This window comes from Aquicoccus sp. SU-CL01552 (assembly GCF_040365005.1).
Taxonomy (GTDB): Bacteria; Pseudomonadota; Alphaproteobacteria; order Rhodobacterales; family Rhodobacteraceae; genus Antarcticimicrobium.
Genome location: NZ_BAABWV010000005.1, coordinates 137,219 through 150,676, shown reverse-complemented (window position 1 = coordinate 150,676; position 13,458 = coordinate 137,219). Strand labels below are relative to the sequence as shown.

The following is a 13,458-nucleotide window of genomic DNA, read 5'->3' as shown; positions in this document are numbered from 1 at the left end:
TGGTCAGGTTACACCGGGACCGGGCGCGCTGCAAAGGCCGGCTCCGCGCTCAGCTTTCGCCCAGCGCGCGCCACCCGATGTCGCGGCGATAAAATCCCTGCGGCCAGTCGATCGCCTCGGCCATGGCATAGGCGCGGTCGCGGGCCTCGGCCAGGGTCGCGCCGCGCGCGGTGGCGTTCAGCACCCGGCCGCCATTGGCCAGGATCTTGCCGTCCTGCGCCCTGGTCCCGGCGTGAAAGCACTTCTCGGAACTGGTCTCGGACAGCCCGTCCAGCCCGCGAATCTCGGTTCCCTTCTCGTAGGCCCCCGGATAGCCCTTGGCGGCCAGCACCACGGTCATCGCGTGATCGTCGGCCCAGTTGACGCGGGCCTCCGACAGCCGGCCCTCGGCGGCGGCATGCATCAGGTCCATCGCCTGCGCCCCCAGCCGCAGCATCAGCACCTGACATTCGGGATCACCGAAACGCACGTTGTATTCCACAAGCCGCGGCTGGCCGTCCTTGATCATCAGCCCCACGTAGAGCACGCCCTGATAAGGCGCGCCGCGCCGGGCCATCTCGGCCATGGTCGGGCGCACGATCTCGTCCAGCGCCTTTTGCGTGACCGCATCGGTCATCACCGGGGCAGGGGAATAGGCGCCCATGCCGCCGGTGTTGGGGCCGGTATCGCCCTCGCCGACCCGCTTGTGGTCCTGCGCGGTGCCGATCGGCAGCACGGTCTCGCCGTCGCAGAGCACGAAGAAGCTGGCTTCTTCGCCCTCCATGAATTCCTCGATCACCACCTCGGCGCCGGCTGCGCCGAACTCGCCGCCGAACATGTCGTCGATGGCCGCCAGCGCCTGTTCCACCGTCTCGGCCACGATCACGCCTTTGCCGGCGGCCAGCCCGTCGGCCTTGACCACGATCGGCGCACCCTGCGCCCGCACGTAGTCCCGGGCCGCCTCGGCATCGGTGAAATGACCATAGCCGGCGGTGGGCGCATCGGCGGCGTCGCAGATTTCCTTGGTAAAGCTTTTCGACGCCTCCAGCCGCGCCGCTTCCCGGTTCGGACCGAAGACGAGAATCCCCGCCTCGCGCAAGCGGTCGGCGACACCGGCGGCCAGCGGCGCCTCGGGGCCGACGATGACGAAGTCGATGGCGTTCTCCTCGGCAAAGGCCACCACCGCCGCACCGTTCTCGACATCCAGCGCGGCGCAATCGGCGATCTGGGCGATGCCGGCATTGCCGGGGGCCACGATCAGCTTGTCGCATTTCGGGTTCTGCATCACGGCCCATGCCAGCGCGTGTTCGCGCCCGCCGCCGCCGAGGATGAGGATGTTCATGGGGCTTGGTTCTCCGATCTGCTTGGCCTTGCCTGCGCGGCGTTCTAAGCTGGGCGCTGCCGCAGAACAAGCCGGCAGAAGAACAAGCCACAGCAAGGCGCGCCAGATGTCAGACCTGATCGACGACCCGACACCGGGACAGAACATGCCCGAATACACCGTTTCGGAGATCTCGGGCGAGATCAAGCGCACGCTGGAGGGCAGCTTTGGCCGGGTCCGCGTGCGCGGCGAGGTGGGCCGCGTGTTCCGCGCCCGCTCGGGGCATCTTTACTTCGACGTCAAGGATGACCGCAACGTGCTGGCCTGCACCACCTGGAAGGGGCAGGTCGCCAGCCTCAGCGTCGAGCCCGAAGAAGGGCTGGAGGTGGTCGTCACCGGCCGCATGACCGCCTTTGGCGGGCAGTCGAAATACAACCTCAACGTCGACGAGGTGGCGGTCGCCGGCCAGGGCGCGCTGATGGCGCTGCTGGAAAAGCGCAAGAAACAACTCGCCGCCGAGGGGCTGTTCGATGCCGCGCGCAAGCGCCCCCTGCCCTACCTGCCGCAGATCATCGGTGTCGTGACCTCGCCCTCGGGGGCGGTGATCCGCGACATCTTGCACCGGCTGCGCGACCGGTTCCCGCGCAAGGTGCTGATCTGGCCGGTGGCGGTGCAGGGAGCGAACTGCGCGCCCGAGGTGGCCCGCGCCATCGACGGCTTCAACCGGCTGTCCCCCGGTGGCGCGCTGCCGCGTCCCGACCTGATCATCGTCGCGCGCGGCGGCGGTTCGGTGGAGGATCTCTGGGGCTTCAACGAGGAAATCGTGGCACGTGCCGCCGCCGCCTCCGAGATCCCGCTGATCTCTGCCGTCGGGCACGAGACCGACACCACGCTGATCGACTTCGTCTCGGACAAGCGCGCGCCCACCCCCACGGCGGCGGCCGAACTGGCGGTGCCGGTGCGGCTGGAACTGATGGCCTGGACCGACAGCACCGGCGCGCGGCTGTCACGGGCGGCGACCACCGCCCTGACCCAGCGCCGCCAGCGGCTGGGCGATCTGGCCCGCGCGCTGCCGCGTGGCGAAACCCTGCTCGATTCGCCGCGCCAGCGGCTCGACTGGATCGCCGAGAAACTGCCGCAGGCGCTGCGCGGCGGAGTGCAGCGGCGGCGCGTCTCCTTGTCGGAGGTGGCCGGCGGCCTGCGCCCCTCGGCGCTGCGCGGGCTGGTCACGACCCGGCGCGACCGGCTGACCAACCTCTCCGCCCGCATCACCCTGCGCCCGATCCGGCGCGAGATCACCACCCGGCACGAGCGGATCGCCGCCCTGTCGGACCGGCTCGAGGCCGCCGGCGGCCACCGGCTCTCCCGCCTGCGGCAGGAGTTGGACGCGCGCGCGCGCCTGCTGTCCTCGCTGTCCTACAAGGCGACACTGGAACGCGGCTATGCCGTGGTCCGCAGCGGGGAAGAGGTGGTGACCTCGGCGGCGACGGCCCGCACAGCCGCCACACTGACGATCGAATTCCGCGACGGCGAGATCACCGCGCACCCCACGGACGCCCCCGACACGCCGCCCGCAGCCAGCACACCACGCAAGACCTCCAAACCCAAGCCGCCGCCAGAGCAGGGCTCGCTGTTCTGACAGACTGCTCCAGGACAGGCGCCCGGCGCCCTTTTTCTGGCCGGCAAACCTCCGGGGGAAAGGCGGCCCAGCCGCAGCCGGGGCAGCGACCCACTCCCGTGCCTGCCTAGACCCCCACGTCGGGGCCGTAGCAGACCATCTCTTCGTCGATGTCCTCGGCCTCGTAAAGCTCGGTCGCCTCCGGGTCGTTCTCGAACCGCGCGATCAGCCCGTCCGGCCCGCGGGTAAAGGTCCAGCATTGCGGGTCGAGCCGGTCCTCGTAGAGAAAACAGATCTGGCCCTCTTCCTCGTACCAGACGCCCTTCTTGCAATCGCCATCAAGGAACGACCAGATCACGCGGCGCCCCTCGAGGTAACGCTCCACCCCGTAGGCGGCGCCGCCGTTGCCGTAGAACAGGGTCTTGCCCCGCGTATAGGCATCGAAGGCCTCGGCCGAGAGGCTCTGGGTCTGGGAGGGGGCCGGGGCCGCCGCCAGAAGCAGCAGCGGCAGAGAGAGAATCAGGTGAAACGGGCGCATGGGGCGGAGTGTGGCAGATCAGCGGGGCGCTTGCCAATCACCGCCCCTGCCCCGGCGGCGGATTGCCATCCGCCCAGGCCCGCGCGCGCCGGTCCATGATCCGGCGCCAGAGCGGCGGGACCAGCGCGATCGCCGCCATCACCGGCATCGACCGGGGCAGCAGCGGCATCCGCGCGGGGTCCAGCCGCAGCGCCGGAAAGGCACGGCCCGGGTTCTGGTGGTGGTCGGAATGGCGCGGCGCGTTCAGCATCAGCGCCGAGGAATACCACTGCGGCGCGTTCCAGGAATGGCCCGGCCCCGCCGGCTCGGCCCGACCGTCCGGACCTGTGGCACGGCGCAGCCCATAGTGTTGCACGTAATCGGCCAGCAAAAGCTGCGCCTGCGCATAGGCGCACAGCGCCAGCAACACCCCCACGCCGGACCATCCCGCCAGCAGCCCCGCCGCCGCCAAGGTCGCCACCGCCCCGCCGAGGTAGATCACATAGGGGTGCAGCCCCCGCGCCCCGCCCGCGCGGCGCGCCCGCGCGGCGGTCTCGGCCCGGAGCCCGGCGCGGAACGAGCCGATCCAGGCGCGCAGGAAGAACCGGTACACCCCCTCGCCCAACCGCGCGGAATTGGGATCGCGATCGGTGGCCACATGCACATGGTGCACCTTGGGATGCGCCGAGGCATGATGCCCGAAAAGCAGCGTCACATAGACCAATACCCCCAGCCGCCGCAGCCCGCGCGCGGAGCGGTGGATCAGCTCATGCGCGTTGGGATGCGAGACCTGGCCCAGGAACAGCCCCAGCGCCAGCCCGGTCAGCACCCGGCCCGCACCGTCCAGCACCGGCCCGGCGGCAATCGCCCAGACCCCCAGCGGCAACAGCAGCAGATGCGCCAGCCCCAGCACCACCGAGAGCCGGTTGGCCGCCGCCTCTGCCTCTTCGATCCGTGGCAGCGCCTCCGGCCCCAGCCGGTCGGCCAGCGCCACGAAAACGGTCATGTAACCCAGCGCCAGCGCCGGCCACCAACCACCCCACAGACAGGCGGCGAACAACAGCCCGGCAGGCGTCAGACTGGCGAGGACAAAACGGAGCATGGGGCACCTTTCGATCCGCCGAAGCAGCGGCGCGGGCAGCTTCTGCCGCTGGCGCCCGGCTGTCAATTCGGCCATTCTGCCGCCGACGCAGCTTCGGGAGATCCGCGCCCATGACCGCCCTGTTCCTCGCCGCACTGGCCTGCGCGCTGGCCTACCTGCCGCTGGTGGCGCGCGATCCCGGCGCCCTGCGCAGCACGGTCAAGACCGCCGCCGTAGCGCTGCTGGCGCTGGCGGCCTGGCGCGCGCAGGCCCCGATGCTTCTGATCCTTGCGCTGGCGCTCTGCGCACTGGGGGACTGGTGCCTGTCGCGCCCGGGCGAGCGGGCCTTCATGGCCGGGGTCGGCGGGTTTGCCGCCGGGCATCTCGCCTATGTGGCGCTGTTCCTGACCCGCGCCTCCTCCGATCCCGGCCTGCTGGTCAGCGGCTGGCGGTTGGCGGCACTGGTCGGGCTGGCGGTGCTGGGGGCGGCGATGGCGGCGCGGCTCGCCCCGCGCGCCGGTGCACTGCGGATCCCGGTGTTGGTCTATATCCCGGTCATCCTCGGCATGGGGGCCTGTGCGCTGACCCTGCCACCCGAGGGGGCGCTGGCGCTGGTGCCCCTCGCGGCGGCGAGTTTCATTGCCTCCGACCTGATCCTCGCCTGGGAGGTGTTCCTGTTCCGCCCCGGTCACCGGCTGTTGCGGCTGGCGCCCTATGCGATCTGGCCGCTCTACTGGGGGGCGCAGGCGGGGTTTCTGGCCGCCTTTGCCGCGCCCCTGTCCTAGCCGTGCCACGGCGCGCAGCCTTTGCAACTGGCCGCGATCCGCATTAGGTGAGTAGGATATCACGCGGAGATTGCCATGGCGTTTTTCACCAAGCTCAAGGACCGGCTGTTCAAATCCTCCTCCAAGATCGAGCAGGGGCTTGATGCCATCGTCGAGGACGGCGGCGAAGCCGAGGTGCTGGCCGACGAGCCGCAGGAGGTGCCCCCGACACCCGAGGCCCCGACCCCTGCCCCCGAGCCGCAGCCCGAGCGCGAACCGGAGCAGGTGCCTGAGCCCGAACCGGAGCCAGAGACAGTGCCCGCGCCCGAACCGGTCACGCCCGAACCCACGCGTGAGCCGGAACCCGGCCCCGCGCCGCAACCGGCCCCGGAACGGCCGCGCCCCGCCGAACCGGCCCAGCCGGTGCCCGATGATCCGCAACCGCAAAGCCCCCCTGCCGAGATGCCGGGCCTCGACGTGCCGAGCGAGATCCCCGGTGGCAATCCCGGCCTGCTGGGGCGGCTGCTGGGGCGCAAGGCGCCGCGCACCGTCACCCGGCGGGTGCTCGACGACGAGATGCTGGAACAGATCGAGGAATTGCTGATCAGCGCCGACATGGGCGTTGACACCGCGCTGCGGGTCACCGCCAACCTCGCCGAGGGGCGGTTCGGCAAGAAGCTTTCGACCGACGAGATCAAGCGCCTGCTCGCCGGTGAGATCAGCCGCATCATGGAACCTGTCGCCAAGCCGCTGCCGCTTTATCCCCGGCGGCCGCAGGTGGTGCTGGTGGTGGGCGTCAACGGCTCGGGCAAGACCACCACCATCGGCAAGCTCGCCAGCCAGTTCAAGGCGGCCGGCAAGAAGGTGGTGATCGCCGCCGGTGATACCTTTCGCGCCGCCGCCGTCGAGCAGCTCCAGGTCTGGGGCGATCGCGCCGGCGTGCCGGTGCTGACCGCGCCCGAGGGTTCCGACCCCGCCAGCCTTGCCTTTGACGCCATGACCAAGGCGCAGGAAGACGGCGCCGACCTGCTGATGATCGACACCGCCGGACGGTTGCAGAACCGCGCCGACCTGATGGAGGAACTGGCCAAGATCGTCCGCGTGATCCGCAAGAAGGACGAGACCGCGCCGCACAACACGCTGCTGGTGCTGGATGCCACCACCGGGCAGAACGCGCTGAGCCAGGTGGATATCTTCAAGAAGATCTCCGATGTCTCCGGGCTGGTGATGACCAAGCTCGACGGCACCGCCAAGGGCGGCGTGCTGGTGGCGCTGGCCGACAAGTACGGTCTGCCGATCCATGCCATCGGCGTGGGCGAACAGATCGACGATCTCGCCCCCTTCGACCCCGCCGAGTTCGCCGCCGCGCTGACCGGGCTGGAGGGCTGAGCCTCCGCGGTCCCGTGCGCCCATCCCCACGACCTCTCCGACCACGGGGGCGCAGCAGGTGAGCAACTGGCTGATCTCTCTCGAGGGCACCGAGGCGGGGCACCAGCTTGCCCTGGCGCTGGCGGTGATGGCGGCGGCTCTGCATGCGGTCTTCGGCGCGTTGCAGAAGGGGCGTCACGATCCCTGGATCAGCCGCGGTGCGATCGACGGCGCCTATGGGCTGATGGCGGCCCCCTTCGCGCTGTTCGTGGTGCCCTGGCCGGCGCCGCATCTGTGGCCGATCTTTGCCGGCGCCTGGGTGATCCATACCGGCTACAAGCTGTTGCAGGCGCAGGCCTATACCAAGGGGGCCTATACCGTGGTCTACCCGGTGGTGCGCGGCACCGGGCCGCTGTTCACGGTGATCGGCGCCTGGCTGATCTTCGGCGAGATCTTCACGCCGGTGCAGTGGCTGGGCGTGGCGGTGCTGCTTTCGGGGATTTTCGGCCTTGCCTTGTACAACCTGGCCTTCCTGACCACTGCGCGCGACACGCTGGTGCCGGCGCTGGCGCTGGCCTTTGGCACCGGGCTCTTCGTGGCGCTTTACACCACCTATGACGCCTATGGCATCCGGGCGGCGGCGGACCCGTTCACCTTTCTCGCCTGGTTCTTCATGATCGACGGGATCGCGATGCCGCTGCTGGCGCTGCGACACCTGCGCGGCATGGACCGCCGCCCGGCGCCCGGCCCGCTGATCCTGCGCGGGATTTCCGGCGGGCTGGTTGCGTTTTTCAGCTTTGGCGCGATCCTGCTGGCGACCCGTCTGGACAAGGTGGGCGAGGCCGCGGTGCTGCGCGAAACCTCGACCGTGTTCGCCGCGCTGATCGGCTGGCTGGTGCTGAAGGAAACGGTGGGACCGCGACGCATCGCCCTTATGGGGTTGATCGCGCTGGGGGCGGTGATAGTTGAGATGGGTGGCTGAGGAGAGCACGATGAGCGAGAAGAAAGACGTCAACCCGATCCTGCGGCAGGTGCTGGAACTGGGCCCGCCGGTGGCCTTTTTCGTGCTGTACCTGAAACTGCGCGATCAGGACTTCGACATTGGCGGCACCACCTATTCGGGTTTCATCGTTTCCACCGTGCTGTTCGTGCCGCTGATGCTGGCGGCGATGGCGATCCTGTGGCGGCTGACCGGAAAGCTCAGCCGGTTGCAGATCTTCACCGCCTTCATCGTGATCTTCTTCGGAGGGCTGACCGCCTGGTTCAACGACGAACGTTTCTTCAAGATGAAGACCACCATCGTCTACGGCATCTTTTCCGGGCTGCTCGGGCTGGGGCTTGTACAGGGGCGATCCTATCTCGCCTTCGTGATGTCCGACATGCTGCCGATGAAAGAGGTGGGCTGGATGATCCTGACCCGACGGCTGTGCCTGGGGTTCGCTGTGCTGGCCGGCGCCAACGAGTTGGTCTGGCGCACCATGTCCACCGACCTCTGGGTCAAGATCGAGACCTTCGGCTTTCCCATCGCGCTGTTCCTGTTCCTGTGGTGGCAGGTGATGGGACTGCAGAAATACCTGATCGAGCCGGGCGACAGCGACCTGTGACAGACGCCCTTGCAGTGAAACGGCCGTTTTCCAGACAGGAGCGCGCATGACCGCATTGTCCATTCCCGGAACCAGTTTCCTCTCGGCCGCCTCCGAGGAGTTGAAACGGATGCTGTCCGCGCAGGCCGAGCCGGTGGCGCTGACGGTGGGCGAGGTCCTGTTCGAACAGGGCGCCGAGGGGGATTCGCTGTTCGCCGTCCTCGAGGGCCAGATCGAATTCTCGGTCCTGTCGGCGCATGGGCGCAAGCTGACGCTTGACCTGATGGGGCCGGGCGCGGTCTTTGGCGAGATCAGCCTGTTCGACCCCGGCCCGCATACGGCGACGGTCACGGCGCTGACACCGGCGCGGCTGTTGCGGGTGCGTCACGCAGACGTGCTGGAGCGGATTCACCGCACCCCCGACATGGCCGACGACCTGATCCGGCTGGCCGGGCAGCGGATGCGCTGGATGGGGCGGCAGTTGAACGAACAGGTGTTCCTGCCGCTCTCGACCCGGCTGGCGCGGCGCCTGCTGCACCTGGAGGAGGTCACCGTCAACGTCAACGGCGGTGCCGTGGGCCTGTCACAGGCGGAACTGGCCGAGTTCGTCGGCGCCACCCGCGAGGCGGTGTCCAAGACCCTGTCGGGCTGGCGCGAAACCGGCGTGATCGAGACCGGGCGCGGCGGCGTGACGATCCACGACCGGATCGCGCTTGAGGCACTTGCCGAACTCGAAGCGATTTGAACCGGGACGCCGAAAACGTCGCGGTCCGAAAATGAGACTTCTGTGATCTGCATTACATACGTCCGGGCGGGAATCGGAGAGAAACGAGACCCAAGGGGTTCTGTGCCGGTCGCTTTTCTGTCCTCCCCTATGGCCCGGTCACAGGTTCCCTTTTCGTCCGTGGGTCGGTCCCACATGTGTTTCCGGCCGACGTGTTACGAGCCATGTGTCCGCCCGACGCATGGCTCGTTTTTTATCAATCCCCGCAGCCGATCCGACCGCCCCGACGTCAGGGCATGACCGCCGAAGCGCCGGAGATGCGGGCGATCTGGGTCAGGATGTTCGCCAACACCTCGGTCTGCACCTGTTTCGCGTCCTTGATCAGCAGCCGAAGCGTTTCGCGCCCGCAACGAAAAAGGCCGGACGCGCGGCCCGGCCTTTCCCAAATCGGTCAGGGATGTGGGATCAGTCCTCCAGCCCCAGCGCGACAAAGCGCGGTTGGCCGCCACGACGGATCAGCAGCAGCAGCGACTTGCGCCCGGCCTCGCGGGCGGCGTCGACACGCTCTTGCAGGTCGTCGAGGGTGGCGACCTTCTGCTGCCCGGCCTCGGTGATCAGATCGCCGGCACGCAGCCCTTTCTCAAAGGCCTGGCTGGCCTCGTCCACGTCGACGACCACAAGCCCGTCCATGTCGTCATCGATGCCCAGTTCTTTGCGCATCTCGTCCGTGGGCGGGGTCAACGACAGGCCCAGGATCTCCAGCTCGCGCGGGGCGGGGGCTGCTTCGCCGTTCATAGCGGCAGGGACCGCGCGCTCGGCCTCTTCGCGGCGACCCAGGGTCACCAGGAGGGTCTTGGTCGCGCCGTCACGGAACACCACCACACGCACCGCCTTGCCGACGGCAGTGTTGCCGACCTGCTTGACCAGCGCCCGGGTGTCCTTCACCTCCTTGCCGTCGAAGCTCATGATCACGTCCCCCGCGAGCAGGCCGGCCTCCTTGGAGGGACCGTCGGGCACATCGGTGATCAGCGCCCCCTCGGCCTTGGCCAGGCCGATCGCCTCGGCCACGTCGTCGGTCACGTCCTGGATGCGGACGCCGAGCCAGCCGCGGCGGGTTTCGCCGAACTCGCGCAACTGGTCGACCACCTTGCTGACCACGTTCGAGGCCATCGAGAAGCCGATACCGATGGAGCCACCGTTGGGCGACAGGATCGCGGTGTTCACGCCGATCACCTCGCCGTCCATGTTGAACAGCGGCCCGCCCGAGTTGCCGCGGTTGATCGCCGCGTCGGTCTGGATGTAATCGTCATAGGTGCCGCTGAGTGCCCGGTTGCGCGCCGAGACGATGCCGACCGAGGCCGAGAACCCCTGCCCCAGCGGGTTGCCCATGGCCATCACCCAATCGCCCACGCGGGACAGGTCACTGTCCCCGAAGCTGACGAAGGCGAGCGGTTTGTCGGTCTTGACCTTGAGCAGAGCGATATCGGTGTTGGGGTCGGTGCCCACCACCTCGGCCTTGATTTCCTCGCCGTCGAAGAACTCGATCTGGATCTCGTCGGCGCCGTCGATGACGTGGTTGTTGGTGACCACGTAGCCATCCTCGGAGATGACAAAGCCCGAGCCCAGCGCCGAAGAGCGCCGCGGCCGGTCCTGATCATTGTTGCGGTCCTGGAACTCCTTGAAGAAATCCTCGAAGGGTGAGCCCTTCGGAACGATGCCCTGCGGGCCGGTGCGGCCCTCGACCAGCGTCGTGGTGGTGATGTTGACCACCGCCGGGCTGATCTTTTCCGCCAGGGGCGCGAGGCTTTCCGGCTTGGCCTGGGCAAGCGCGACCTGCGCCAGCACGAAGACCATGGTCAAAACGGTCAGTCCGATGACCCGCATGCGGGTGATCGGGCCGGCCTGCCCGTCTGGATTTGTGATTGCCTGTGGCTGCACTGGAAGCCTCCTTGTAAAATCATGGTTGAGCGCCGGTCGCCGTATCAGAGCGACGGTGGCCGGATTCCACGGGTGCAATGTAGGTGCTCCGCCCTCGCCTGCAACGAGTGTTGCATGCAATCAAGCCGTTGTGAAAGCCAAGCCGTGAAAATTGAAGGGGACGGGCCCGAAAACAGCGGCGGGCCGCGCATCGGCGCGATCACGCCCCCAGTTGATGCGCGATCCAGAGCAGGATCAGCCCGGTCACCAGCCCGAGCGCGCCGACCTGGCGGCGGACCGGCTCGGGCAATGCGCGCAGTGCCTCTAGCATGCGCTCGACAAGCGAAGGGGCCAGCACCCAGGCCAGCCCCTCCACGATCAGAACCAGCCCGAGGGCCAGAATGACGGTTGCCATCAATCCGCCGCGACCGGCGCCTGAACCGGCGTGCGCTGGCTCTGCTGCGACGGCTGCGAGGACAACGCGCCGCGACCGGCGCCCTCGGCGGACTTGAGATAGTTGAAGAACTCCGAATCCGGCGACAGCACCATCGACGAGTTGTTCCCCTTCAGCGCGCGGCTGTAGGCGGTGAGCGAGCGATAGAACTCGAAGAACTCGGGATCCTGACCAAAGGCCTCGGCAAAGATCGCGTTGCGCTGGGCATCGGCCTCGCCTCGGGTGATCTCGGCCTCGCGCTTGGCGTCCGAGACCAGCTCGACCACGGTCCGGTCGGCCTGGGCGCGCACGCGCTGCGCTGCCTCGTTACCGCGGGCACGCTCATCGGTCGCCTCGCGCTCCCGCTCGGCCCGCATCCGGTCGAAGGTCGCCGCAAGGTTCTGCGACGGCAGTTCGGTGGATTTCAACCGCACGTCGATGATGGTGACCCCCAGCGCGCGCGCCTCTCCGATCGCCCCGTCGCGGATCCGCAGCATCAGCGCGGCCCGGTCGGAACTCAGGATGTCGTTGGAGCTGACCGAGCCCAGGATCTCGCGGGTCTGCGACCGCAGGATCGAATCGAGCCGGGTTTCCGCCGCCGTGATACCGCCGGCACCGACGGCTTGGCGGAACCGGTTCACATCGGTGATGCGATAGCGCGCGAAGGCATCGACCACCAGCCGGCGATCATCCAGCGGCGTCACCTCCAGCGGCTGCACATCACGGCTGAGGATGCGGTCGTCATATTTCACGACCTGCTGGATCAGCGGGATCTTGAACGCCAGGCCGGGGTCCTCCTTGACCGCGACGACGCGGCCGAACTGGAGCACCAGCGCCTTTTCGCGTTCGTCCACGATGAAGATCGACGACATCACCGCCGCGACCAGGACGACCACGATCGGAAGGATAAAGGTGGATTTCCGCATCAGTTGTTCTCCTGGCTGCCGGTGCCGCGCCGCAGTTCGTTCAGCGGCAGGTAGGGCACCACGCCCTGCCCCGCGCCGCCGACGCTCTCGTCGAGGATGATCTTGTCGATATCCCCCAGCACCTGTTCCATGGTTTCGAGATAGAGACGCTTGCGCGTCACCTCGGGGGCCTTGGCGTATTCGGCCAGCACGGCGGTAAAGCGGCTTGCCTCACCCTGGGCCTCGTTCACCACCTGCGCGCGATAGCCCTCGGCCTCTTCCAGAAGCTGGGCCGCCTCACCGCGGGCCTCGGCCAGCACCCGGTTGGCATAGGCATCGGCCACGTTCTGCAGCCGGTCACGTTCCTGCTCGGCCGCCTGCACCTCGCGGAAGGCGTCGATCACCTGCTCGGGCGGATCGGCCTTGTCGAAGTTGACCCGAACGATGTTGACGCCGCTGTCATAGCTGTCCAGCGTCGACTGGATCAGGTCCAGCAGACGGTCGGCAATCACGCCCCGGTCGCGGTTCAGGATCGGCGCCAGTTCGGATTGCGCGATGATCTCGCGCATGGCCGATTCCGACACTGCCCGGATGGTCGAGCGCGCATCGCGCAGGTTGAACAGGAATTCGGCCGGGTCGTTGATGTTCCAGACCACTTGGAAATCAATGTCGACCACGTTCTCGTCCCCGGTCAGCATCAGCCCGGCATCCTGGCCCCGGCCGGTGCCGATATCCTCGCGCTGTTCGGTGGTGACCGGGATCACCTCGGCAGTGACCACGGGCCAGGGGGCAAAGTTCAGCCCCGGCTGGCCGATGCTCGAGAACTTGCCCAGGAACAGTTCGACCGACTGCTCTTCCGGCTTGACGGTATAAAAGCTCGCCATGCCCCAGAGGACCGCCGCCGCGATGACGCCCAGGCCGATGGTGCCACGGGTGAACATCGGACCACCGCTGCCCTTGCCGCCGCCGGTGCCGCCGCCCTTGCCGCCGCGCCCGCCCATCAGCACGCGCAACTGTTCCTGGCCCTTTTTCACCAGCTCGTCGATCTCGGGGATCTGGGGGCCGTCATCGTCCGGGCGCCGGCCACCGCCGCCGCCGTTGTTGCCGCCGCCGTTATTTCCCCGGTTGCCTCCGCCCCCGGACGAACCGCCGCCCCCCCAGGGGCCTCCGCTATTGCCCGCCATCGTGTCTTTCCCCTTCTCGTGCCGCCGCTGCGGCCTTGTTCACTTACCTGTGTCCGCCGGCGCT

Annotated in this window: 13 protein-coding genes; 6 read left to right on the top strand and 7 right to left on the bottom strand. The window is 68.3% G+C overall.

Features of this window, described 5'->3' with window-relative positions; genetic code table 11:
• Window positions 1-49 precede the first annotated feature (49 nt).
• Window positions 50-1,321 carry a phosphoribosylamine--glycine ligase gene (purD, locus tag ABWV23_RS07775; protein WP_353346660.1) on the bottom strand — a complete coding sequence of 424 codons (1,272 nt, stop codon included), beginning with the start codon at window positions 1,319-1,321 and terminating at the stop codon, window positions 50-52.
• 106 nt (window positions 1,322-1,427) lie between these two features.
• Here purD and xseA point away from each other — a divergent pair, with 106 nt between their 5' ends.
• Window positions 1,428-2,939, top strand: coding sequence for an exodeoxyribonuclease VII large subunit (gene xseA / locus ABWV23_RS07770; RefSeq protein ID WP_353346658.1), 1,512 nt, complete (start codon window positions 1,428-1,430; stop codon window positions 2,937-2,939).
• Between the two features lie 106 nt (window positions 2,940-3,045).
• Here the strand turns inward: xseA and ABWV23_RS07765 are convergent, their stop codons facing one another.
• Together ABWV23_RS07765 and ABWV23_RS07760 are read right to left on the bottom strand one after the other, a co-directional pair.
• Window positions 3,046-3,456 (bottom strand): hypothetical protein, encoded by a 411-nt coding sequence (locus ABWV23_RS07765; protein WP_353346656.1) that lies wholly within the window; start codon window positions 3,454-3,456, stop codon window positions 3,046-3,048.
• Between the two features lie 37 nt (window positions 3,457-3,493).
• Entirely contained in the window at window positions 3,494-4,537 is a 1,044-nt protein-coding gene (locus tag ABWV23_RS07760; protein ID WP_353346654.1) for an alkane 1-monooxygenase, read from the bottom strand.
• Between the two features lie 110 nt (window positions 4,538-4,647).
• On the opposite strand from ABWV23_RS07760, the gene ABWV23_RS07755 reads away from it, so the two are divergent.
• The 5 genes from ABWV23_RS07755 (at window position 4,648) to ABWV23_RS07735 (ending at window position 8,976) form a co-directional block, all read left to right on the top strand.
• On the top strand, window positions 4,648-5,301 hold the full coding sequence (locus ABWV23_RS07755; RefSeq protein ID WP_353346652.1) for a lysoplasmalogenase family protein: 654 nt from the start codon (window positions 4,648-4,650) through the stop codon (window positions 5,299-5,301).
• A 75-nt stretch (window positions 5,302-5,376) separates the two neighbouring features.
• A complete protein-coding gene (gene ftsY / locus ABWV23_RS07750) occupies window positions 5,377-6,669 on the top strand; it encodes a signal recognition particle-docking protein FtsY (RefSeq protein WP_353346650.1) in 1,293 nt (430 codons plus the stop codon).
• 58 nt (window positions 6,670-6,727) lie between these two features.
• Entirely contained in the window at window positions 6,728-7,630 is a 903-nt protein-coding gene (locus tag ABWV23_RS07745) for an EamA family transporter (RefSeq protein WP_353346648.1), read from the top strand.
• Between the two features lie 10 nt (window positions 7,631-7,640).
• On the top strand, window positions 7,641-8,252 hold the full coding sequence (locus tag ABWV23_RS07740) for an inner membrane-spanning protein YciB (protein WP_353346646.1): 612 nt from the start codon (window positions 7,641-7,643) through the stop codon (window positions 8,250-8,252).
• A 46-nt stretch (window positions 8,253-8,298) separates the two neighbouring features.
• Window positions 8,299-8,976 carry a Crp/Fnr family transcriptional regulator gene (locus ABWV23_RS07735; RefSeq protein ID WP_353346644.1) on the top strand — a complete coding sequence of 226 codons (678 nt, stop codon included), beginning with the start codon at window positions 8,299-8,301 and terminating at the stop codon, window positions 8,974-8,976.
• Between the two features lie 444 nt (window positions 8,977-9,420).
• On the opposite strand, the gene ABWV23_RS07730 is transcribed toward ABWV23_RS07735, so the two are convergent.
• The 4 genes from ABWV23_RS07730 to hflK form a co-directional block, all read right to left on the bottom strand.
• A complete protein-coding gene (locus ABWV23_RS07730) occupies window positions 9,421-10,839 on the bottom strand; it encodes a Do family serine endopeptidase (protein ID WP_353346877.1) in 1,419 nt (472 codons plus the stop codon).
• A gap of 253 nt (window positions 10,840-11,092) precedes the next feature.
• Complete coding sequence (locus ABWV23_RS07725) at window positions 11,093-11,287, bottom strand: DUF2065 domain-containing protein (protein ID WP_353346642.1); 195 nt, start codon at window positions 11,285-11,287, stop codon at window positions 11,093-11,095.
• Entirely contained in the window at window positions 11,287-12,231 is a 945-nt protein-coding gene (gene hflC / locus ABWV23_RS07720) for a protease modulator HflC (protein WP_353346640.1), read from the bottom strand. The genes ABWV23_RS07725 and hflC overlap by 1 nt, the downstream gene beginning before the upstream one ends.
• Window positions 12,231-13,394, bottom strand: coding sequence for an FtsH protease activity modulator HflK (gene hflK / locus ABWV23_RS07715; RefSeq protein ID WP_353346638.1), 1,164 nt, complete (start codon window positions 13,392-13,394; stop codon window positions 12,231-12,233). Before hflK ends, hflC begins: the two co-directional genes overlap by 1 nt.
• Window positions 13,395-13,458: the final 64 nt, after the last annotated feature.